At 65.9% G+C, this 21,452-nt stretch carries 20 protein-coding genes and 1 pseudogene; 6 read left to right on the top strand and 15 right to left on the bottom strand.

The genetic code is table 11. The annotated features are described in order from the left end of the window. The 3 genes and pseudogenes from N7333_RS11980 to wecB all read right to left on the bottom strand — a co-directional run. Positions 1 to 1,076 (bottom strand): annotated as a pseudogene (locus tag N7333_RS11980) (phage receptor); the annotation flags it as partial. Continuing rightward, entirely contained in the window at positions 1,073 to 3,247 is a 2,175-nt protein-coding gene (nrfB, locus tag N7333_RS11975) for a cyclic di-3',5'-guanylate-activated glycosyltransferase NrfB (protein WP_129482065.1), read from the bottom strand. The gene nrfB and the pseudogene N7333_RS11980, both read right to left, overlap by 4 nt. Next, positions 3,244 to 4,395, bottom strand: coding sequence for a UDP-N-acetylglucosamine 2-epimerase (non-hydrolyzing) (gene wecB, locus N7333_RS11970; protein ID WP_129482064.1), 1,152 nt, complete (start codon positions 4,393 to 4,395; stop codon positions 3,244 to 3,246). Before wecB ends, nrfB begins: the two co-directional genes overlap by 4 nt. Positions 4,396 to 4,568: 173 nt before the next feature. Here wecB and N7333_RS11965 point away from each other — a divergent pair, with 173 nt between their 5' ends. The 5 genes from N7333_RS11965 (at position 4,569) to N7333_RS11945 (ending at position 7,685) form a co-directional block, all read left to right on the top strand. Then, positions 4,569 to 4,994: a VOC family protein gene (locus tag N7333_RS11965; RefSeq protein ID WP_129482063.1), complete on the top strand. Its 426-nt coding sequence runs from the start codon at positions 4,569 to 4,571 to the stop codon at positions 4,992 to 4,994. A gap of 60 nt (positions 4,995 to 5,054) precedes the next feature. Further along, positions 5,055 to 5,765 carry an rRNA pseudouridine synthase gene (locus N7333_RS11960; RefSeq protein WP_096826157.1) on the top strand — a complete coding sequence of 237 codons (711 nt, stop codon included), beginning with the start codon at positions 5,055 to 5,057 and terminating at the stop codon, positions 5,763 to 5,765. Between the two features lie 43 nt (positions 5,766 to 5,808). Then, positions 5,809 to 6,015, top strand: coding sequence for a hypothetical protein (locus N7333_RS11955; RefSeq protein ID WP_003245046.1), 207 nt, complete (start codon positions 5,809 to 5,811; stop codon positions 6,013 to 6,015). A gap of 9 nt (positions 6,016 to 6,024) precedes the next feature. After that, positions 6,025 to 6,729: a tRNA (N6-threonylcarbamoyladenosine(37)-N6)-methyltransferase TrmO gene (tsaA, locus tag N7333_RS11950; RefSeq protein ID WP_003245049.1), complete on the top strand. Its 705-nt coding sequence runs from the start codon at positions 6,025 to 6,027 to the stop codon at positions 6,727 to 6,729. A gap of 182 nt (positions 6,730 to 6,911) precedes the next feature. After that, positions 6,912 to 7,685, top strand: a complete 774-nt coding sequence (locus N7333_RS11945) for an SDR family oxidoreductase (protein ID WP_129482062.1) — start codon at positions 6,912 to 6,914, stop codon at positions 7,683 to 7,685. Between the two features lie 11 nt (positions 7,686 to 7,696). Here N7333_RS11945 and N7333_RS11940 read toward each other — a convergent pair whose 3' ends face one another. Further along, positions 7,697 to 7,999, bottom strand: a complete 303-nt coding sequence (locus N7333_RS11940; RefSeq protein WP_003245053.1) for a putative quinol monooxygenase — start codon at positions 7,997 to 7,999, stop codon at positions 7,697 to 7,699. A 62-nt stretch (positions 8,000 to 8,061) separates the two neighbouring features. Between N7333_RS11940 and N7333_RS11935 the strand changes: the two genes are divergently transcribed. Beyond that, positions 8,062 to 8,472 carry a VOC family protein gene (locus tag N7333_RS11935; protein WP_003245055.1) on the top strand — a complete coding sequence of 137 codons (411 nt, stop codon included), beginning with the start codon at positions 8,062 to 8,064 and terminating at the stop codon, positions 8,470 to 8,472. Positions 8,473 to 8,592: 120 nt separating this feature from the next. Here N7333_RS11935 and N7333_RS11930 read toward each other — a convergent pair whose 3' ends face one another. The 11 genes from N7333_RS11930 to N7333_RS11880 form a co-directional block, all read right to left on the bottom strand. Further along, the gene (locus N7333_RS11930; protein WP_129482061.1) at positions 8,593 to 10,545 is read right to left on the bottom strand and encodes a methyl-accepting chemotaxis protein; all 1,953 of its coding nucleotides are present in this window, start codon (positions 10,543 to 10,545) and stop codon (positions 8,593 to 8,595) included. 290 nt (positions 10,546 to 10,835) lie between these two features. Continuing rightward, positions 10,836 to 12,296, bottom strand: coding sequence for a sodium-dependent transporter (locus N7333_RS11925; protein WP_129482060.1), 1,461 nt, complete (start codon positions 12,294 to 12,296; stop codon positions 10,836 to 10,838). Between the two features lie 121 nt (positions 12,297 to 12,417). Continuing rightward, entirely contained in the window at positions 12,418 to 13,068 is a 651-nt protein-coding gene (gene maiA / locus N7333_RS11920) for a maleylacetoacetate isomerase (protein ID WP_129482059.1), read from the bottom strand. A 66-nt stretch (positions 13,069 to 13,134) separates the two neighbouring features. Next, complete coding sequence (locus N7333_RS11915; RefSeq protein WP_012018216.1) at positions 13,135 to 14,115, bottom strand: fumarylacetoacetate hydrolase family protein; 981 nt, start codon at positions 14,113 to 14,115, stop codon at positions 13,135 to 13,137. Between the two features lie 78 nt (positions 14,116 to 14,193). Continuing rightward, positions 14,194 to 15,327, bottom strand: coding sequence for a homogentisate 1,2-dioxygenase (locus N7333_RS11910; protein ID WP_129482058.1), 1,134 nt, complete (start codon positions 15,325 to 15,327; stop codon positions 14,194 to 14,196). A gap of 4 nt (positions 15,328 to 15,331) precedes the next feature. Next, a complete protein-coding gene (gene hppD, locus N7333_RS11905; RefSeq protein WP_003245067.1) occupies positions 15,332 to 16,414 on the bottom strand; it encodes a 4-hydroxyphenylpyruvate dioxygenase in 1,083 nt (360 codons plus the stop codon). A gap of 359 nt (positions 16,415 to 16,773) precedes the next feature. Then, positions 16,774 to 18,555, bottom strand: a complete 1,782-nt coding sequence (locus N7333_RS11900; protein WP_012018214.1) for an ABC transporter ATP-binding protein — start codon at positions 18,553 to 18,555, stop codon at positions 16,774 to 16,776. After that, entirely contained in the window at positions 18,548 to 19,180 is a 633-nt protein-coding gene (locus N7333_RS11895; RefSeq protein WP_129482057.1) for a DsbA family protein, read from the bottom strand. The genes N7333_RS11900 and N7333_RS11895 overlap by 8 nt, the downstream gene beginning before the upstream one ends. Before the next feature lie 2 nt (positions 19,181 to 19,182). Next, the gene (locus tag N7333_RS11890) at positions 19,183 to 20,121 is read right to left on the bottom strand and encodes a rhodanese-related sulfurtransferase (protein WP_003245074.1); all 939 of its coding nucleotides are present in this window, start codon (positions 20,119 to 20,121) and stop codon (positions 19,183 to 19,185) included. Between the two features lie 324 nt (positions 20,122 to 20,445). Beyond that, the gene (locus N7333_RS11885) at positions 20,446 to 20,739 is read right to left on the bottom strand and encodes a BolA family protein (RefSeq protein WP_090425922.1); all 294 of its coding nucleotides are present in this window, start codon (positions 20,737 to 20,739) and stop codon (positions 20,446 to 20,448) included. Between the two features lie 11 nt (positions 20,740 to 20,750). Beyond that, complete coding sequence (locus tag N7333_RS11880; protein WP_003245078.1) at positions 20,751 to 21,248, bottom strand: DUF2059 domain-containing protein; 498 nt, start codon at positions 21,246 to 21,248, stop codon at positions 20,751 to 20,753. Positions 21,249 to 21,452: the final 204 nt, after the last annotated feature.

The following is a 21,452-nucleotide window of genomic DNA, read 5'->3' as shown; positions in this document are numbered from 1 at the left end:
CAGAGCTCCAGCAGACGTTCGCGACGCGCCGAATCCCAGGGTTCCGGCAGACGTTGGCGCTCGAGCAGATCGGTCGCGTGCAGACGTTGCGCCAGCACCAGCCAGGTCTGCGGATCGTCCTCGCCACGGCACGTCTGCAGCTGCTGACGGGCGGCCGCCTGATCGTGACGCGACAGCCATTCGGCGGTTTCCAGACAGGGACGGCGCAACTGGTCGCCCAGCTCGCGTACCAGAGGTGCATCGCCGCCCTGGCGGGCCAGCTCCCATATCCGCGCACGTTGCGCATCGCTGTCGCGGTCTGCCGCCGGCAGGCTGGCCAGCCAGCGGCGCGCCATGTCCAGGCGCCCCAGTGACACGGCATGGTCGAGCATGGCCAGGCGCACCTCGCGTTCCGCCGCAGGCGATGGCGACTGCCTCAGCAGGCGCTGCAGGCCCTCTTCGTCCAGCAGCTGCACGCGGGCATTGGCCAGGCGTCGCCAGTCATCGGCACCCAGCTGCCCCTCGGCTTCCAGCGCGGCCAGCTGGGCTTCGGTCGCGCTCCAGTCGCGCAAACGCTCGGCCCAGTTGGCGCGCGCCATGCGCAGAACCATGCCGTCGCCGCGAATCGGCAACTGACTGAGCCAGTCCAGCGCCCGCTTGGCGCCGCCGAACTTGGCCAGGCTGAGGCTGTAGGCCTGCCACAGGCGCACACGCTGATCGCCTTCGCTGTGCAGCAGCCACTGCTCGACCTGCGTGGCGGTCGGCGGGTCCTGCTCGATCCAGGCCAGGCGCAGCTCCAGCAGGGCCTCGTGGCCCTCGCCGAGGTCAGCGCTCAACGCCTCGGCCTCCGCGTAACGACGCTGCTTGATCAGCGCCTCCATGAGCAGACGGCGAGCCTCTTCGCTACGCGGCACCCGCTCAAGCAGATGGCGCATCAGACGCTCCACTTCGCCCCAGTTGTTGCGGCCGGCCTCGCGGTAGGCACGATCGAGGAAGGGATAGCTGCGAAACTGCTGAAAACCGCTGAGCGGCTCGGCAGCCGCGACGGGGAACGCAACCAGGCAGGCCAGCAGGGGAAAGCCGAACAGCCGCTTCATGTCAGGGCCTCCACCAGCCGGTAGCTCTCGTGTTGCTCCTCGGCCTGCTCACGCAGGGCCTGCTGCAACACCTCCTCGCTGATCACCCCGCGTTGCAGCAGGTGCTGGCCGAGGGAATGAACTTCCGGATCGAAATCGATCAACGCCTGATTGAACAGCGAGGGCGGCAACAAACCGCGCACCTGCAGCAGATCGCCAAACAACACCTGATGCTTGCACACCTCCTCCAGCAGTTGCTCGTCATAGGCATGGCGCTTGAGCGTGGCCAGCAGGGTGCGGCTCTGCTCGCCGTCATGGCGGCCGCCGTACCAGTAGCGCAGGCCCAGGGTCACCCGCCCCTGAGGCGCCAGTTGCCAGCGTACCGGGCGGCCGAGTTGACGGCTGATGGCACCGACCGAGACCTGACTGAGCAGACGCTCGCAGGCCAGCACCAGGGTGTCGCCCTCCTCGTCCACCGGCAGAACGGCGTAGCGCAGCGCCAGGCGCCGCGGGAAGGCGCGGATCTGGTGCTCGTCGACGCGAAACGGATTGAGCGGCGCCCAGGGCTCGTCCAGCTGCTCGGCCAGGGCCTGCACCAGTTGCCGGCTGTCGAGCAGACCGTCGAGCAGCAACTGCCGGCCCAGGCGACGACGTACCGGATTGGTCAAGGCTTCGGTGAGCTGCGCCTCGCTGATCACCCCCTGCTCGACCAGGCGCCGCCCCAGAGGGGTTTGCGGGCTTTGCCCGAGCGAGGGGAATTCGTGGGTGGTCTTGTCCCAGGCCACGCGCCGCGAATCGCCCATTTCCAGCACCTGTTTGAGCGCGCGAACGTTGGCGAAGAAGTTGACGAAGTTGCTCCACATCATCCGCGGCGCCGACAGCAGGCCCTGGCCGATGCCGTAGAAACGGGTGACGAAGTAGCCGCGCTGGAACAGGCGGTTGAGCAGCAGCAGGCCGTTGAGCAGCAGCAGCGTGCTGAGCAGCGGGCTGTCGGAGAGGATCGAGGGGAAGTGCCAGCCCTCGGGATAGGCCAGCCCGATCAGCCACATGCACAGCAGCACCAGAAACAGCAGGTTGACCAGAAAGCTCAGCAGGTAGGCGAGCAGGCCGCGACGGTCGCGCCAGAGGAAGTAATTGAGCGTCTTGCGGGTGCTCCAGCCGAGGTTGCTGGTGCCCTGAAAGACGATGCCGGTGATCCAGCGTGATTTCTGCCGCACGGCATGCGACCAGGTGCGGGGAAAGTGCTCGCGCACGCAGATCACCTGAGAGAAGCGCTTGCTCATGCCGAACGCGGATTCATAAACCAGCGCCAGCTTGGGATCACTGACCGGAAAGCGGGCGAAGATGCACTTCATGCCCTTGGCCTTCAGGCGAAAGCCGATGTCGTAGTCCTCGGTCAGGCTCTGCACGTCGAAGGCGATGCCATCGCCGTCCTCCAGCAGGGCGGCAATGGCACGCCGACTGAAGCAGGTGCCGACGCCGGCGCTGGGCACCTGGCCGGTGAGTGCCTCGCGCACCACCACGTCCTTGCCATGGTTCTCGGCGAACTCGTCGACATAATGCCCGGCGGTGAAACCGCTCCACTCCGGCGCGTAGGGGTAGACCGGCACCTGGATCAGGTCCTTGTTCGGCAGCAGGTAGTTGAACAGGCGCAGCTCCAGCGGCGAAATCACGTCCTCGGCGTCGTGCAGGATAAAGCCGGCGAATTCCACCCGCGCCTCGGCCTCGAAACGCAAAATGGCGTCGATCACGTTGTTCAGGCAGTCGGCCTTGCTGGTCGGCCCCGGTCGTGCGCACACCACCTTGTGCACGTTGGGGTAATGCAGGCATACGGCATCGACGTCAGACTGGGTCTCGGGGTCATTGGGGTAGGTGCCGACGAAGATCTGATAGTTCTCGTAGTCCAGCGTGGAAGCCGCCAGGCGCGCCATCTCGCCGACCACACCGACCTCGTGCCAGGCCGGCACCATGATCGCCAGGGGCTTTTCCGCAGTGCCGTAGAGCAGCTTCTCGTCGGCGCGGCTGTGCCCGCTGTAGATGCGAAAGCGACGGATCAGCGCTCGCCCCCAGTACATCAGGTCGATGAACAGGTCATCCAGACCGAGCAGGAACATCAGCGCGGCGAGGAGAATGGCGAGGTACTTGAGTCCGTACAGCAGGTAGGCCAGCAGATCGACCAGTTCCAAACTCATTGCGTGCTTCCCGACGTCCGTGTTTGTGCCCAGCGCGTCAGACGCTGGGCGATCTTCTCGCTGGCGTGGCCATCGCCGAAGGGCGTGAACACGCGGTTCATGGCCCGGTAGGCCTCGGCATCGTCGAGCAGGCGAGCGGTCTGCGCGACGATGCGCACCGGGTCGGTACCCACCAGCAACACCGTGCCGCCTTCGAGCACGGCAGGCCGCTCGGTGACTTCGCGCAGCACCAGCACCGGCTTGCCCAGCGCCGGCGCCTCCTCCTGCACACCGCCGGAGTCGGTGAGAATCAGATGGGCGCGGTCCATCAGCCAGACGAAGTTCGGGTAGTCCTGCGGCGCCACCAGATGGATGTTGCTGAGCCCGTCGAGCAGTGCATGTACCGGGCCGCGTACCTGCGGGTTGAGATGCACCGGATAGACGAACTGCACCTGGGGATAGCGCCCGGCCAGCTCGGCCAAGGCCTGACAAATCTGTTCGAAGCCCTTGCCGAAATTCTCCCGGCGATGGCCGGTGATCAGCACCAGGCGCTTGTCGGGATCAAGCGCCGCCAGCGGCGAATCGGCCGCAGGTTGCCACTGGCTGGCGCGCTGGTGGTCGCGCATCCACAGCAGCGCGTCGATCACCGTGTTGCCGGTGACCTCGATGCTCGCAAGCGAACGCCCCTCGCGCAGCAGATTGTCGCGCGCGTCGGCGGTAGGGGCGAAATGCAGGTCGGCGAGCACGCCGGTGAGGCTGCGATTGGCCTCCTCCGGCCAGGGTGAACGCAGATCGCCGGTACGCAGGCCGGCCTCGACATGGCCGATGGCGATCTGCCGATGGAAGGCCGCCAAGGCGGCGATGAAGCTGGTGGTGGTGTCGCCATGCACCAGCACCATGTCCGGGCGAACCCGGGCGTAACTTTCGTCCAGGTGCAGCAGCAGCTGCTGCGACAGGCCATTCAGGGTCTGGCCCTGGGTCATCAGATCGAGATCCTCGTCGACCTCCAGTTCGAAGGCCTCGAGCACCTGGCGCAGCATTTCGCGGTGCTGACCGGTGGAACAGACGAACAGTTCGACGCCCGGCCAGTTGCGTAACAGACGCGCCAGCGGCGCCATCTTGATGGCCTCCGGGCGGGTGCCGAAGACCATCTGAATCTTCAATGACATAACAGCTCCTGAACTACGATCTTCCCAACGGATGACCTCTGAATGAATTCGTTCAAGCAATGAAAGTCGCTCTATCCCGGTCTGTCCAGGCAACTCCAGGGGAGCGACCTGGCCAATCGGCGATGGCAAAAAGCCTTGTTTTCGCCCCTATCCCACGATTCACGGAGCCTGCCATGCAACCACGCATCAGTCTGATCACCCTGGCCGTCGACGACCTCGAGCGCAGCCTGAGCTTCTATCGCGACGGCCTCGGCCTCCCCAGCGAAGGCATAGTCGGACGTGAGTTCGAACATGGCGCGATGGCCTTCTTCGACCTGCAAGGCGGGCTGAAACTGGCCCTCTGGCCCAGAACCAGCCTGGCCCACGACAGCGGCCTGCGCTGCCCGGAAAACGCCGCGGGCGCCTTCTGCCTGGCGCACAACCTGGACAGCCGTGAGGCGGTGGACGCGCTGATGGCGCGCGCCCGCCTGGCCGGTGCGCATATCCGCAAGCCGCCACAGGACGCCTTCTGGGGCGGCTACGGTGACTATTTCCAGGACCCTGACGGCCACCTCTGGGAGCTTGCCTACAATCCGCAGCTGCTGGCGGATGCTCGATAACGCCGCGGCAGCGCCGTATCCCGCTACAATGGCCGCCCTTTTTTTCTGCCGAGCATCAGCATGAGCGAGCCCACACGCCTGTCCAAACGCGTCATCGAACTGCTGGGCTGCTCACGGCGCGAAGCCGACCTGTACATCACCGGCGGCTGGATCAGCGTCGATGGCCAGGTGGTCGAGGCACCGCAGTTCAAGGTTGGCGACCAGCGCGTCGAACTGCTGCCAGGCGCCAACCTCGAGCCGGTGGAGCCGGTCACCCTGCTGGTGCATTGCCCGACCGGCACCAGCGCGGCGCAGTTGCAGCATCTGCTGGTGCACGAGCGGCATTGGGAAGAGGACCCGCACGCCCGGCGTGTCCTGCATGGACACTTCCTGCGCCAGGAGCAGAGCCTGCCATTGCAGAACGGTGCCAGCGGTCTGGTGGTGCTCAGCCAAGACTGGCGCGCGCAACGCAAGCTGCGCGAAGACGGTGCCAAGGTGGAGCAGGAATATCTGGTCGATGTCGCCGGAGAGCTGCCGGCCAGCGCCCTGGAACGCTTGAAGAAAGGCCTTGTGCACAAGGGCACGCAGTTTCCGCCGTGCAAGGCCAGCTGGCAGAGCGAACAGCGCCTGCGCTTTGCCCTGAAGAATCCGGCACCCGACCTGCTGCGGCAGATCTGCACGGCGCTGGGCCTGAAGGTGCTGGGCATGAAGCGCATCCGTATCGGCGGTGTGCCCATGGCCAAGCTGCCAGTCGGGCAATGGCGCTATCTGGGTGACAAGGAACGATTCTGAGGCCGTGTTAGGCTGTGTCCGTCACGCTCTGGAGACCACCATCATGCGTACCCTGCTCTTCACCGCCCTGCTCGCCCTGAGCCTGCCCGGCCTTGCCGCACCGGCGCCCTTCTTTCTCTGGCAGAGCAAGGTCGACGGCCATCTGACCTGCGCCCAGGTCAGCCCCGGCGATGGCTGGATCGCCTTTACCGGCCCGTTCCGCGACGCCGGCTGCCGGGTGCCGTACGACGCACCGGTTCGCAGTCGCTAAGCCGAAGCCATGCAGCATCTGGTCACCCCGGTCGGTATCGTCCGCTCCTGTTTCAAGGAAAAGTTCGCCATCCCCCGTCAGCCCCATCTAGCGCCCGCCGCCCGCGGCGTGCTGGAGTTGTTGCCGCCCTTCGATCAGGGCGACGCAGTTCAGGGTCTGCAGCAGGTCAGCCATGTCTGGCTGCTGTTTCTCTTTCACCAAACGCTGGAAGACAAGCCGCGCCTGAAGGTGCGGCCGCCGCGTCTGGGCGGAAATCAGTCGGTCGGCGTGTTCAGCACCCGCGCCACGCACCGGCCCAACGGCATCGGCCAGTCGGTGGTGCGCCTGGAACGGGTCGAGCCGGATCGGCTGTACCTGTCCGGCATCGACCTGCTCGACGGCACGCCCGTGCTGGATATCAAGCCCTATGTACCTTATGCCGATGCCGTGGCAGGTGCGCGCAACGACATGGCCGAGGCGCCGCCGCCGCTGATCGCCGTGGACTGGCAGGACGATGCGCTGGTACAGGCACGCCGGCATGCGTTGCGTTTGGCCGAGCCCCTGGTGGAACTGATCGAACAGTGCCTGGCGCAGGACCCGCGCCCGGCTTACCAGCAGCCGCAACCCGAACGGCGTTACGGCGCGCGCTTCTGGGATCTGGACGTGCACTGGCACTACCCCGAGCCTGGGCGCATCCGCGTGCTGGACTTGCAGCGCGTGGAAGAGACCATCTAGGTTCTCTGCAAGGTTCGCGGCTAAATGCGGTGCAGGTGTCTACCCGCGTCGTTGCCGCGCCCCCGCGACACCCTACGAGGGTCTGGCACATGGCTGATCATTCTGGCCGGCAATGATGCCTGCGCGCTCCCGTCTTCGGCCCTAGGGTGATGGCCTGATCAGCCAACCCCGAGGTCTTCTCCATGCATCCGTACTTTTCCCTTGTCGGGCGCACCGCCCTGGTCACCGGCGGTACCAGCGGCATCGGCCTGATGATCGCCAAGGCTTTCGTCGAGGCTGGCGCCCATGTCTATGTCTGCGCCCGCGATGGCGAAGCCTGCGCGCAGACCGCCGCCGAACTCTCGGCCCTGGGTCGGTGCACCGGCATCGCCGCCAACCTGGCCAGCGAGGAAGGCGTGCAGGCCCTGGCGCGCGAGCTGGGCGAGCGCCTCGAGCGCCTGGACATTCTGGTCAACAACGCCGGCACCACCTGGGGCGCGCCGCTGGAAAGCTACCCGGCCAAGGGCTGGGAGAAGGTCATGCAGCTCAACGTCACCTCGGTGTTCGGCTGCATCCAGCAATTGCTGCCGCTGCTGCGCAGGGCCGGCTCGGCCGAATGCCCGGCGCGGGTGATCAATATCGGCTCGGTGGCCGGCATCAGCGCCATGGGCGAGCAGGCCTACGCCTACGGGCCGAGCAAGGCGGCGCTGCACCAGCTGTCGCGCATGCTGGCCAAGGAACTGGTGGGCGAGCACATCAACGTCAACGTGATCGCACCGGGGCGTTTTCCGAGCAAGATGACGCGCTTCATCGCCGAGGACGAAGCAGCGCTGGCCGCCGACACGGCGCTGATTCCGATGAAACGCTGGGGCCGCGAGGACGAGATGGCCGCCCTGGCACTGACCCTGGCCGGCAGCGCCGGGGCCTATATGACCGGCGCCATCATCCCCATCGACGGCGGCTTTCACCTGGGTTGAGGGAGATGCAGTCAGCGTGACGGATTGAGCGCCAGCAGGTCGGCCTCGATGGCCTCCTGGCTCTCGATCAGCGGTTCCACCAGCGGCCGGCTGGCGAGGAAATGCGGCGTGCGCATATGCGCCTCGAAGGCCGCCTCGTCGACGTAGACCTCGTACAGCCAGACCAGGTCCGCGTCGCTGCGGTCGCGCAGCACGTCGAAGGTCAGACAGCCCGGCTCGTCGCGCACCGAGGCGGCGGCGTTGACGCGCATGGCGTCCATGAAGGCATCGCAGGCACCCGGCTTGAGGCGGGTCTTGAGCAGAAGGCCGTACACAGCACACTCCTTTATGTCTTATATTGAAAGACAAATTGTATACAAAATAGGAGTGCACGCACATGCTCGACCGTCCGTCCCGTCTCAACGGCCTGCGCCACCTGGCTCTGCTGGTGCCCAACCTGGAGGAGTGCGAGCGCTTCTACGTGGAGGTGCTGGGCATGCAGGTGCTGCACCGCGCCAACGAGGATCTGGTCTATCTGACCTGCGGCAACGACAACCTCTCCCTCGGCCGCGCCTATGCCGAGAGTCACGGCGTGCCGCTGGTCGATCATTACGGCTTCATCGTCGACAGCGTCGAGGAGCTGGAGGCCTGGTACCACTACCTCCAGGCGCGTGGGGTGACGTTGCTGGATCGCCCCTTCGATCACGGCGACGGGGCGCGCAGCTTCCATCTGCTCGACCCGGCCGGCAACAAGGTGCAGCCGCTGTACCACCCGGCGCTATCGGGACAACGCTTCAGCCAGCGGTAACCAGGAGCAGCGCTGCGCAGGGCGCGCCGCGCGCACCAGGTACACAGGGGACATTCCGCAAAACGGTTGCGGTGGTCAGCCCGATCGCCAACACCGGAGGTTTGGTGCGCACGGCGCACCCTACGTGCGGAACTGCCGCACCAGCTCCTGCAGCTCCCCGCCCAGGCGCGCCAGTTCGGCGCTGGAGGCGGCGGTCTGCTCGGTGGCGGCGGCGCTCTGCTCGCCGATGTCGCGCACGCGGGTCACGCTTTCGTTGATCGCCTCGGCCACCGCGCTCTGCTCCTCGGCGGCGGCGGCGATCTGCTGGTTCATCTGCTCGATGGTGCTCACCGCCTGCGTGATGCGTCCCAGCGCATCGCCCGCCTCGCCCGCCAGCTCGACGGTGCGGCGAGTCAGCTCGCGGCTGCTGTCCATCTGCTGCACGGCGCCCTTGGCCATGCGCTGCAGACCGGCGATCAGGCTCTCGATCTCTTCGGTGCTGTCCTGGGCCCGCTTGGCCAGCGCCCGCACCTCGTCGGCGACCACGGCGAAGCCGCGGCCCTGCTCACCCGCCCGCGCGGCTTCGATGGCGGCGTTGAGCGCCAGCAGGTTGGTCTGCTCGGCGACGTTGCGGATCACTTCCAGGACGCTGCCGATACGCGCGCTCTCCTGGTTCAGCGCAGCGATGGCCTCGGCCGACTGTTCCACCTCGCTGGCCAGGCTGTCGATCTGATCCACTGCCTGCTGCACCACGCGATTGCCCTGCTGCGCCTCCAGATCGGCGTCGCGTGCGGCCAGCGAGGCCTGCTCGGCGTTCTGCGCCACCTCCTGCACGGTGGCGGCCATCTGGTGCATGGCGGTGGCGGTCTGTTCGGTTTCCAGCTTCTGCGTCTGCACACCGGCACTGGTCTGCGCGGTGATGGCCGACAGCTGCTCGGCAGCGGCGGCGATCTGCCCGACGCCGCCACCGATACGGCCGACCAGGTTGCGTAGGCTGAGGGTCATGTCCTGCATGGCGGCAAACAACTGGCCGACCTCGTCGCTGCGCTGCTGGGGAATGTCCTGACTCAGATCGCCACTGGCGATGCGCTGGGCGAAGCTGACGCTCTGGCGCAGCGGCACAACGATCAGGCGGGTGATCAGCAGGGCTGCGCACAGGCCCAGCACCACCGCTGCGGCGCCCATGATGCCGAGCATCACCAAGGCGCGTTGACTGTCGTCGAGCATGCCCTGCTCGGCCGCGGCCTGGGCGGCTTCGGCCAGGTCCACCACGGAACGCGCGCGTTCGATCATGGCGTTTTCCGTCGCCTGGTTCTGCTCACGCAGCTGCTGGTAGTAGAGGAACGAGCGCTGGTACAGGGTCAGCGCCTGCAAGGCGGTGTCGATGGCGCCTTTCTGGTCGTCGTTGAGCCATACCATCAGGCTGCGGGCCACGGTCTGCAGGTCTTCGCTGACGTACTCCCACTCCTCCAGCGCCTCGGCCGAACCGTCGATGATGTACAGGCTTTCATGACCACGCAGGTCGAGCATGCGCTTGCTCAGACCGGAGGCGGTCTCGGCCAGGGTCAGCGGATCGCTGCCACGCAGGCGGTCGCCCTGCAGACGCAGCTCGCGCACGGCGTCGTACATGTCCAGTTCGATCACCTCGAACTGGTCGCGGGTTTCCGCGGCGGCGGCGCGCATGTCGCGGCGCGCCTCGCGCGCCTTGTCCTGCTGCTCGACATAGTTGTCGAACTGCTTGAGGTACTCGGCCACGGCCTGCTGCATGGTCTGATTGCGCGAGCTGGCGCCCGAACCGTTCTGCGCGAGCTGGTCGAGCAGTCCCTGCACCTGAAGCAGGCTGGCCCGCACGCGCTCCGCGCTCTGCGGGGTCTGCTCGATGGCGAAACTGCGTTCCAGGCGGCGGGCCTGGAGAATCTCCTGGTTGACCTGTGCCAGCTGGCCGACCTGGGCGTGCCCCTGCAGCACGGCTTGCACGGCAAGAAAGCCGCTGCCGGTCATGGCTGCGGTGAGCAGCAATACCAGACCGAAGCCGATGAAGAGTTTCTTGCCAACGGCAAGGTTGGCGAACAGACGTGCGGCAGGTTCAAACATAGGGGCAACTCCAGGGTTCTTCTTATAGGACCGCACCTCGTGAGCGCAGCCTGGTCGGAAGGCAACGCAACTGCTGTGCCAAACCGAAACCCAGGTATCGGCAGGAGGGGCACCCTGCTTGAGTACTGGCAATTCGCCAATTCGCTTCTTTGAGCATAGCCGCTGCCGGACGATGACCCGGCCCCGCTCGGCAACTATCCGCTTATTGACGCCGAATTACTGGCGAATTTTCGCCGCCCACAAAAAAGGCGCAGCCCCTCGCGGAGCTGCGCCTCGATCTGCCGCCAGACTCAGCGACCGGCCAGCACCGGCACCACGCGTGGCCGCAGCACCTCGCCGGCGACCGTCAGCAGGCCGATGGCGCCGGCGATCCAGTACCACTGCGCCACCGGATCGAACAGCAGCCAGCCCAGGGCGTGGAGGAACACCACCATGATCAGCACCGGGCTGACGTAACGCACCATGAACAGCCACAGCGCATAACCCAGCGGCGGCAGGTCCAGCTCGTCGCGCATGATCTCGCGATTGAGCACGTAGCCGGCGAGGATCGCCATGCAGATTCCGCCCAGCGGCATCATCCAGCGCGAGGTCAGGTAGTCCAGCCAGTCGAAGACGTTCTTGCCCAGCGGCGTCCAGCCGGCCAGCAGGTTGAACGACAGCATGGCCAGCAGGCTGATGACCAGCAGCACGGCACCGGCCAAGGCAGCGGACTTCAGACGGCTGATACCGTGTTTTTCGTTCAGGTAGGCGACGGTGGCCTCGATCATGGAGATGGCCGAGGTCAGCGCGGCGATCGACACCATGGCGAAGAACAGCACGCCGAAGGCGGTGCCCAGCGGCATCTGCTGGAAGGCCAGCGGCAGGCTCATGAAGATCAGCCCCGGCCCTGCGCCCGGGCTCATGCCATTGGCGAAGATGATCGGGAAGATCGCCAGCCCCGCCAGCAGCGCCACGCAGGTGTCGCAGATCGCCACGAGAAAGGTGGTGCGTGCGATGGACTGGCCGTCGGGGATGTAGGAGCCGTAGGTGAGGATGGCGCCCGAGGCCAGGCTGAGGGTGAAGAAGGCATGGCCCAATGCGGCCAGCAACGCCTCGCCGGTGATCTTCGAGGCATCGAAATGGAACAGGAAGTCGAACCCGGCGTGGAAGCTACCGCTGGTGAAGGCGTAGCCGACCAGCACGATCAGCATCAGCGCCAGCCCCGGCATCATCCAGCGCACGGCGTTCTCGATGCCCTGCTGCACGCCCTTGGCCACGATCCACAGGGTCAGCAGCGCCACCAGCACACTCCAGCCGCCGAGCTGCCAGGGGTTGGCGTTGTGCGCCTCGAACACCCCGCCGAGCGCCTCGACGCTGGTGGCGGCCAGCGAGCCGTCGAGCATCTTCCAGGTGTAGGCGAAGGCCCAGCCGGCCACCACCACGTAGAAACACAGGATCATGAAACCGGCGAGCATGGCCATGCCGCCGACCGCCTTCCACAGCGGGTTGCCCTGGTTCTCGCGTACCACCCGGCCGATAGCATCGATGGGGCTGCCGCGGCCGCGGCGGCCGATGGCGATCTCGGTCATCATCACCGGAATGCCGATGGCCAGGATGCACGCCAGGTACATCAGCACGAAGGCGCCGCCGCCGTACTCGCCGGTGATGTAGGGGAACTTCCAGATATTGCCCAGGCCCACGGCCGAGCCGGTTGCAGCGAGGATGAAGCCCCAGCGCGAGAGCCAGAGGTTCTTGGGTTTTTCACGGGTCATGCGTCACCTGTTTGTTTTTATCTGTGACGAGAATCGGACCCGCCGCGCTTGTGGCGCAGCGGAATGCAAGGCTTTTATCGGGCCGGGTTCGCCTGGGCTCGGTGGGCGAAGCCAACCGGGCTCACTGAGCGTCGGGCTGCACCTCCGGCGCGGCCTGTTGGAAGGCCTGCAGGGGTTCGCAGCGCGCCGCCAGGGCGAGAATGCGTGGGTACGCGGCAAGGTCACAGTTAAAACGCCGCGCATTATACAGCTGCGGGATCAGACAGGCTTCCAGATATCCCGGCCGCTCGCCAAGCGACAGACGACCGTCGAAGGCCGCCAGCCCCTCTTCCACCGCCGCCAGGCCGAGGCCGACCCAGTGCCTGTACCAGGCGTTCTTCGCCTCGTCGGAGGCGCCCAGCTCGCTGGACAGGTACTGCAGCACGCGCAGGTTGTTCAGCGGATGCACATCGCAGGCGATGTGCAGCGCCAGCGCCCGCACCTGGGCGCGCTCGGCCGGATCGGCCGGCAGCAGCGCCGGTACCGGGAAGATTTCCTCGAGGTATTCGATGATCGCCAGGGACTGGGCGATGCGTACGCCGCCGTTCTCCTCGTCCACCAGCAGCGGCAGCAGCCCCTGCGGGTTCAACGCGCGGTAGTCGGCGCCGTGCTGCTGCCCGCCATCCTTGACCAGGTGCACCGGCACCTGCTGGTAAGCCAGGCCCTTGAGGTTCAGGGCGATACGCACGCGGTAGGCGGCGCTGGAGCGCCAGTAGCCATAGAGTTTCAGCATCGATCATCCCCCGTAGCCCGGATGCAATCCGGGGCTGGCCTGGGAATTTCCCGGATTTCATCCGGGCTACTCATACTTTTCCACCACCTGATCGATGGCGCCGAAGATGCTCTGCCCGGCTACGTCGAACATCTCGATACGCACCCGATCGCCGAACTTGAGGAACGGCGTCTTCGCCTCGCCCTGCTCGACGATTTCCAGCATGCGCTTTTCCGCCAGGCAGGAAGAGCCCGCGCTGCGGTCGTAGTTGGACACGGTGCCCGAACCGATGATGGTGCCGGCGCCCAGCGGGCGGGTCTTGGCGGCGTGGGCGACCAGGGTGGGGAAGTTGAAGGTCATGTCCACGCCGGCGTTCGGCTGGCCGAACAGCGCGTCGTTGATGTGCGAGACCAGCGGCCGGTGCACCTTGCCGTCCTTCCAGCTGTCGCCCAGCTCGTCCGGGGTGATGGCCACCGGCGAGAAGCTCGACGACGGCTTGCTCTGGTAGAAGCCGAAGCCCTTGGCCAGCTCGCCAGGGATCAGGTTGCGCAGCGACACGTCGTTGACCAGCATCAGCAGGCGGATATGGCCTGCCGCTTCAGCCGGCGTGGCGCCCATCGGCACGTCGTCGGTGATCACTGCCAGCTCGGCTTCCAGGTCGATGCCCCAGGCTTCGTCGGCCAGGCGGATCGGGCTGTGCGGCGGGATAAAGGCATCGGCGCCGCCCTGGTACATCAGCGGGTCGTGCCAGAAGGATTCCGGCATCTCGGCGCCACGCGCCTTGCGCACCAGCTCGACGTGATTGACATAGGCGCTGCCGTCGGCCCAGTGGTAGGCACGCGGCAGCGGGCTGTGGCAAGCGGCCTGATCGAAGGCGAAGGCGCCCTCCTCCAGACCGTCGTTGAGACGCTGATAGACCGCTTCGAGCTTGGGCCGGGTCACGGCCCAGTCGTCCAGCGCGGCCTGCAGGGTGGCGGCGATCTGCGGTACGCGCACGGCGCGGGCCAGGTCGCGGGAGACCACGACGAGCACGCCGTCGCGGCCCTGGTTCAGTGATGCGAGTTTCATGTTCAAACCTCGTAGGGTGCGCTGTGCGCACCATTGCAATCAGTCATCGGGCGCACAGCCTAGGCGGCCCCGCGCGTCCTACAACCCCGGCGCGCGCCAGGAGTTGACGTACTCGGCCACGTCCACCGCGCCGGCGGCATCGGCCACTTCCAGCGCGCGGCGGGTGTCGATCATCACCGCCACCTCGTCGATGAAGGTCGCCGGGTCCTCCTGGCTCTTTTTCAGCGCCTTGGGGTGCGGCCCGTGGGGGAAACCGCAGGGGTGCAGAGTGACCATCCCAGCCTCGATGTTGTCGCGGCTGAAGAAGTTGCCGCGGTGATAGAACAGCACTTCGTCGTAGTCGTCGTTGTTGTGATAGAACGGCACCTTGAGCGCGCCGGGGTCGGATTCGACCGGCCGCGGGGTGAAGGTGCAGACCACGAAGCCGTTGGCGACGAAGGTGGTGTGCGCCGACGGCGGCAGGTGATAGCGATGACTGAGCAGCGGACGGATGTCACGCCAGTTCAGGCGCACCACGGTGTTGTCGCCGTGCCAGCCGACCACGTCCAGCGGGTTGTACGGGTAGGTCACGGTGCTGATCTGATTGCGCCGCTTGATCCTGATCTGCCAGGTGTTCTCGTCCTGCTGCGCCTTGAAGGCCTCGTCGAGCCGCGGATGATCGAGCACGGCGGGGTCGAAGATCGCCTGCGGCCCCAGCAGGCCCTTGTCCGGCAGCTGGTAGGCGCCGTCGCTGTTCTCGATCAGCAGGAAGTAGCTCGGCGTGCTGGCCTCGATGCGCCAGGCGGTGCCGCGGGGGATCAGCAGGTAATCGCCGTCGCGGTACTCCAGATGGCCGAAATCGCAATACAGGTGCCCTGCCCCTTCGTGGACGAACAGCAACTCGTCGCCGTCGGCGTTGCGCACCAGGTGGCGCATGGCGCCGTGGGTGCGCCACACACGCAACTTCACATCGGCGTTGTGCAGGGTCAGCGGCGCCGCCAGCGGGCAGTCGCGCTCGCTGGGGATGTCGTTGAAGTTGAACGCATGCGGGCGCAGCGGGCCTTCCCAGTCGATCCAGCCGGTGGGCGGATGCTTGTGGTGCAGGTGCGCGGTGGGGCCGAAGAAGCCCTCACGGCCCATCTCGCGCTCGTAGGTGCCCTGCGGCAGGTCGCAATGCGCCTGGCGCGAGCACTCGCCTTCACGCAGGGGAAAGCGGATCCATTGGCGGCTCATCGCATCACTCCTCGGAGATCACACCGCGACGCAGCTGGTCTTCCTCGATCGACTCGAACAGCGCCTTGAAGTTGCCCTCGCCGAAACCCTGATTGCCCTTGCGCTGGATGATCTCGAAGAAGATCGGGCCGATCACCGTGTTGGTGAAGATCTGCAGCAGGATGCCGTCATCGCCCGGCGCTCCGTCGATCAGGATGTTCAGCTCGCGCAGCACATCGGTCGGCTCGCCATGGCCGGCGACGCGGCTGTCGACCTTTTCATAATAGGTGTCCGGGGTGGTCATAAAGTCCACGCCGTTGGCGCGCAGCTGGCGCACGGTGGCGTAGATGTCGTCGGTGGACAGGGCGATGTGCTGAATGCCCTCGCCGTGGTACTCGCGGATGAATTCCTCGATCTGCGACTTGTCGTCGGCCGACTCGTTGATCGGGATGCGGATCTTGCCGCATGGCGCGGTCATGGCGCGGGAGAACAGGCCGGTGAGCTTGCCTTCGATGTCGAAGTAGCGAATCTCGCGGAAGTTGGCGATGCGCTCGTAGAAGCCGGACCATACGTCCATCTGTCCGCGGCGCACGTTGTGGGTCAGGTGGTCGATGCACTGCAGGCCGACAGCGTTGTCGTTGGCACTGCGGCCTTCGATGTACTCGAAGTCGACGTCGTAGATGGTCTTGTCGCCATAGCGGTCAACCAGATACAGCAGCGAGCCGCCGATGCCTTCGACGCAGGGAATGTTCAGCTCGCCGAAATTGGCGTGACTGCCCACCAGCTTGGCGCCCTGCTGCTCGACGTAGGCCGCGGCCTGGGCGGCGTTCTTGACCCGGAAGGCCATGGCGCAGGCGCTGGGGCCGTGCTTCTCGCCGAAGGCGCGCACGTGCCCGGTGGGGCTGCCGTTGAGCACGATGTTGATGTCGTTCTGCTGGAACAGCCACACCTCTTTCGAGCGGTGCTTGGCGGTTTCGGTAAAGCCCATGGCGGTGAACAACTGGCGCAGTTGCTCGATGCCTTCGGCGGTCGGTGCGGTGAATTCGACGAACTCGAAACCGTCGGTTCCGATGGGGTTGTGCTGCTCGATCTTGGCCACGGCGTTCATCTCGCCTCCTCATTGTTTTTGTGGGCTGCGCCGCAGGGCGCGTTTGGATGAACCCATGACAACCCGATGGCAGACGGCGAACAAGGCGGTGCGATGGCTCGGGCAGGTCGCTGGCCGCAAAGCCTTGGCAAGTTTTTCTTACAGCCAGGCTGGCAGCATGGCTACCCCTGCAAATGCGTAAGGTTTTCTTGCCAGAGTGGTTCGACAGCCTGCCAGACGAGCTGCCGCGGTTGTCTCCAGGATCGGCAGGAAGGCGGTGACAGAGCGGTGCCAGCAGCTTTTCAGGGGGCTGGCGGATTTCACCAGCCACCCCGGCGCCGAGGGCAAAGTGCAGCGAACTGAAGGTTGGAGCGGTGCAATCAACCCTGCTGCAGATGCCCGTAGAGCTTGGCGTAGAGACCGCCATCGGCGATCAGCTGCTGGTGGTCACCGTCCTCGGCGACGCTGCCGCCATCGAACACCAGCACGCGATCGGCCTGCTTCACGGCGCTCAGGCGGTGGGCGATGATCAGCGTGGTACGGCCGCTGAGGAACTGCGCCAGCGCTTCGTGCAGGGCGTATTCGGTGGCAGCGTCCAGCGCCGAGGTGGCTTCGTCGAGGATCACCACCCGGGGCTCGGCCAGCACCATGCGGGCAATGGCCAGGCGCTGACGCTGGCCGCCGGAAAGACGCACGCCACTGCGCCCGACCACGCTGTCCAGCCCCTGCGGCAGCGCCTGGATGGTCGGTGCCAACTGGGCAATCTCCAGCGCACGCCAGCAGGCCTCGTCGCTGCGCTCACGGCCCATGCACAGGTTGGCGCGCACCGTGTCGTTGAACAGCGCCGGGTGCTGCAACACCACCGCGACGTTGTCGCGCACGCAGTCCAGGCCGATCTCCTCCAGCGCACTGCCGCCGAAGCGGATGCTGCCGGCCTGCGGCGTATACAGGCCCAGCAGCAGCTGCACCAGGGTGCTCTTGCCGCCGCCGGAGGCACCGACGATGGCCACCTTCTCGCCTGGAGCGATGGACAGGTCGAGCCGGTCGAGCACCGGTTCCTCGCCATAGGCGAAGGTCAGCCCCTGCACCTCGATACCGACCGTGTCGCGCCCCTTGAAAGGGTCGACGCGCCCGGCGTACTGCGGCTCGTCCTGGCGCGCCAGCAGCTCGTTGATCCGCGTCAGCGCACCACCGGCGGCATAGAAGGCGTACTGCAGGCTGAGCAGCTGCTCCACCGGGCCGATCATGAACCACAGGTAGCTGAACACCGCGAGCATCTGGCCGATGGACAGGTCGGAGAACAGCACGGTGAGCATCGCCGCGGCGCGGAACACGTCGATACCGAACTGGAACAGCAGGCCGCTGGCGCGGTTGGAGGCATCGCTCTTCCACTGCGAGGCCACGGCGTAGTCGCGCACCTCGCGCGCCCGCCCGCCGAGGCGGCCGAGGAAGTAGCCCTGGCGGTTGCCGGCGCGCACTTCCTGGATCGCATCCAGAGTCTCGGTCAGCGCCTGGGTAAAGCGCGAGGTGCTGTCGTTCTCCAGCTTCTTCAGGTGCTTGACCTTCTTGCCCAGCAGCACGGTGGCGTAGATCACCAGCGGGTTGAACAGCAGGATCAGCAGGGCCAGTTGCCAGTGCATCCAGATCAGGATGGCCGAGGTGCCGACCAGGGTCAGGATCGCCACCAGGAAGCGGCTGAGGGTCTCGCCGACGAACTTGTCCAGGGTGTCCAGATCGGTGACCAGGTGGGTGGTCACGGTGCCGCCGCCCAGGCTCTCGTACTCGCCGAGGGAAATGCGCTTGAGCCGTTCGATCAGGCGCATGCGGATGCGGTAGACGATGTCCTTCGACAGCCTGGCGAACAGCCGCGCCTGCAGCACGTTGAAGATCAGCGCCGAGCCGCGCAGCAGCAGGGTCAGCAGCAGCATCAGGCCGATGTAGCCGGCGGCGGTTTCCCACTCGGCGGGCAGGAAGTTGTCCATCACCTTGAGCGCCGCATCGCCGTCATGCAGCAGCACTTCGTCCACCAGCAGCGGCAACAGCAGCGGGATCGGCACGCTGCACAGGGTCGCCAGCACGGCAACCAGATTGGCCAGGATCAGCGCTTTCTTGTGACGCAGGGCCAGGCGACGGACTTCTGCCCAGCTCAACCGATCAGGCATTGGCAGCGCGCTCCAGCCAGCGTTCCAGCAGCGGCGAAAGCGCCTCGAGCGGCTGATAGCCGTTGGTCAGCAGCGCCAGCTGGCCTTCGCGCTCGGCCAGCAAGGTGGGGAAACCGGCGATGCCCAGATCCTGCACCCAGGCGAAATCGGCAGCGGTGGCATCAACCATGGCCTGACTGTCGAAGGCCTCGGCGAATTCGATACGCGGAATGCCGGCCCGCTCCGCCAACTCCACCAGCACGCTGGCCTGGGTGACATCGGCACCCTCGGTGTAGAAGGCCTGCTGGATCAGCTTGAGCAGGGTCCAGGCGCTGGGCGCATCGAGCTGGCGTGCGGTGACCAGCGCACGGCAGGCCGGCTCGGTGTCGTACACCATGCCCTCGGGCAGGCCGTGGTCGAAGTCGAACAGCTGCCCGGTGCTGGCGTTGACCGCCTGCCAGTAGCCCAGGTAACGCACCCGCGCTGCCGCATCGATCGCCACCTGATCGCGGCGCAGGCCACCCACCACGATCTGCAGCGGCACGCCGGCCGCAGCCGCCTGCTCGGCGAGGGCTTCGACCACGGGTGCGAAGCCCCAGCACCAGGAGCACATCGGGTCCATCACGTAGAGCAGGCGGCTAGCCATGGTCAGGCCTCGTTCAGTTGGCGGGGGTCGCGGCCGATGGGGTGCGGCTGGTTGCGCGCACGGGCCAGCTCGATCTGCTTCTGCCGCTCGCGGGCGCTTTCACGGGTCTTCTCCGGCAGCGAATCCCAGCAATGCGGGCAACTGACGCCGGGGCTGTAGTACTCGGACTGGCGATCTTCCACGGAAATCGGATTGCGGCAGGCGTGGCACTGATCGTAGTCGCCTTCGGACAGGTCGTGGCGCACGGTCACGCGGTTGTCGAAGACGAAGCAGTCGCCGCGCCACTTGGTCTGCTCCTGCGGCACTTCCTCGAGGTATTTGAGGATGCCGCCCTTGAGGTGATAGACCTCCTCGAACCCCTCGCCGAGCATGTAGCTGGAGGCCTTCTCGCAGCGGATGCCACCGGTGCAGAACATCGCCACCTTCTTGTGCTTGCTCGGATCGAAGTGGGCCTTGACGTACTCGGGAAACTCGCGGAACGACTTGGTCTTGGGGTCGATGGCGCCCTCGAAGGTGCCGATGGCCACCTCGTAGTCGTTGCGCGTGTCGATCAGCAGCACCTCGGGGTCGCTGATCAGGGCGTTCCAGTCCTGCGGCTCGACGTAGGTGCCGACACGCTGGTTGGGGTCAACGCCCGGCACGCCGAGGGTGACGATTTCCTTCTTCAGCTTGACCTTGGTGCGATAGAACGGCTGCTCATCGCAGTAGGATTCCTTGTGGTCGATATCGGCCAGGCGGGCGTCCTGGCGGAACCAGGCGAGCAGCGCATCGATGGCGGCGCGGCTGCCGGACACGGTGCCGTTGATGCCCTCTTCGGCGAGCAGCAGGGTGCCCTTGATGCCGTTGTCGAGCAGGGTTTGCAGCAGGGGTTCGCGTAGCGCCTGGTAGTCCGGCAGGGAGACGAATTTATACAGCGCCGCGACGACGATCTTGTCGGTCATGAACAGTTCTCTCAGTAGTCGCCCACGTAAAGGGCGGACTGGACTTCGATCAGCTGCGCGTCGGCCCTGCTGCGTTAAAAACAGGCTCGGAATGCTCAAGTACAAAAGTACACTGCGCTTCCTCGCCTGCTTTTGCCTTGCATGGCTCTAGCTCGCTGGATCGAGAATCTAAACGAAAGCGCCGGCGTGGGCCGGCGCGGGAGCGATTGTAGCAAAGCAGAGAATCGCCGGGGCGGGTTGGCGACAAGGCGCGACAGCCTGTCACGTAGCCCGGATGCAATCCGGGAACTGCCGCAGGTCGTCCCCGGATTGCATCCGGCTACCTCAATGCCCGCCGCGGCAGGTCGGCGAGGCCGGGGCTGCGCCCTGCTCTGCCCATTCCTGCGGGGTATAGGTATGCAGGGCCAAGGCATGGATCTGCCCCATCAGTTCGCCAACGGTGGCGTAGACCTTCTGATGTCGCTTCACCGCATTCAGCCCGGCGAACGCCGGGCTGACGATCACCGCCTTGTAGTGGGTCTCCAGACCGCGGCTGTGCATGTGGCTCTCGTCCAGCACCTCCAGGTGCTCGGGTTGCAACGCGGCCAGGGCGGCGGTGATCAGGTCTTGCTTGGACATCGTGGGCTCCATCAGGGTTGTTTCGGCAGGCCGAGCTCGCTGCTCATGTCCGCCAGCAGCTTGTTCACCTCGGGCACGGCGGTTTCCAGCTTGCTCTGGGTGATCTGCGCGGACTGCGCGGTCAGGGTCGGCATCTTCTGCAGCACCTTCTGCCCCAGCGGCGATTCGTAGAAAGCGATCAGGTCCTTGAGCTCCTGCTCGTTGAAGTTGCTGGTGTAGAGCTTGACCATGTCCGGCTTGAGCTTGTCCCAGCCCACCGCCTTGTCCAGCGCGGCATTGGCCTTGGCCTGATAGCTTTCCAGCACCGCCTTCTTGCCATTCGGCGCCTCGGCGAAACGCTGGGCGAACATCTGCTGCACCTGGCCGTACACCGGCACGGTCAGCTTGTCGGCGTGGGCCAGCTTGAGGAAACGCTCGGCATCGGCGGCGTGACTGGCGGCATCGGCCATGGCCAGGGATGCGCTCGCGCTGAGCAGAACGGCGGTGCAGAGTTGGGAGAAACGGAGCATGAGAAGGCGTCCAGGGCTATGAATGAGTCTGGGTAGACTGCGGTGCCGGCATTTTGTGCCCTGCGCCAAAATCCCTCAAGAGACGCGATTTGTGCACCACCTCACAGACAGGCTGCCCACTGGCGCACCCACTGGTCAGTTGCCAAATTGCCAGTACTTGCTCATGCTTGAGTTGGCTCTGCATGCTTGCGATCTCCGCTTTCC

Origin of the sequence: Pseudomonas sp. GD04158, from assembly GCF_029834875.1 — a bacterium.
Taxonomy (GTDB): Bacteria; Pseudomonadota; Gammaproteobacteria; order Pseudomonadales; family Pseudomonadaceae; genus Aquipseudomonas; species Aquipseudomonas hydrolytica.
The sequence above is the reverse complement of the archived record's forward strand: the minus strand, read 5'-3'. Positions and strand labels throughout refer to the sequence as shown.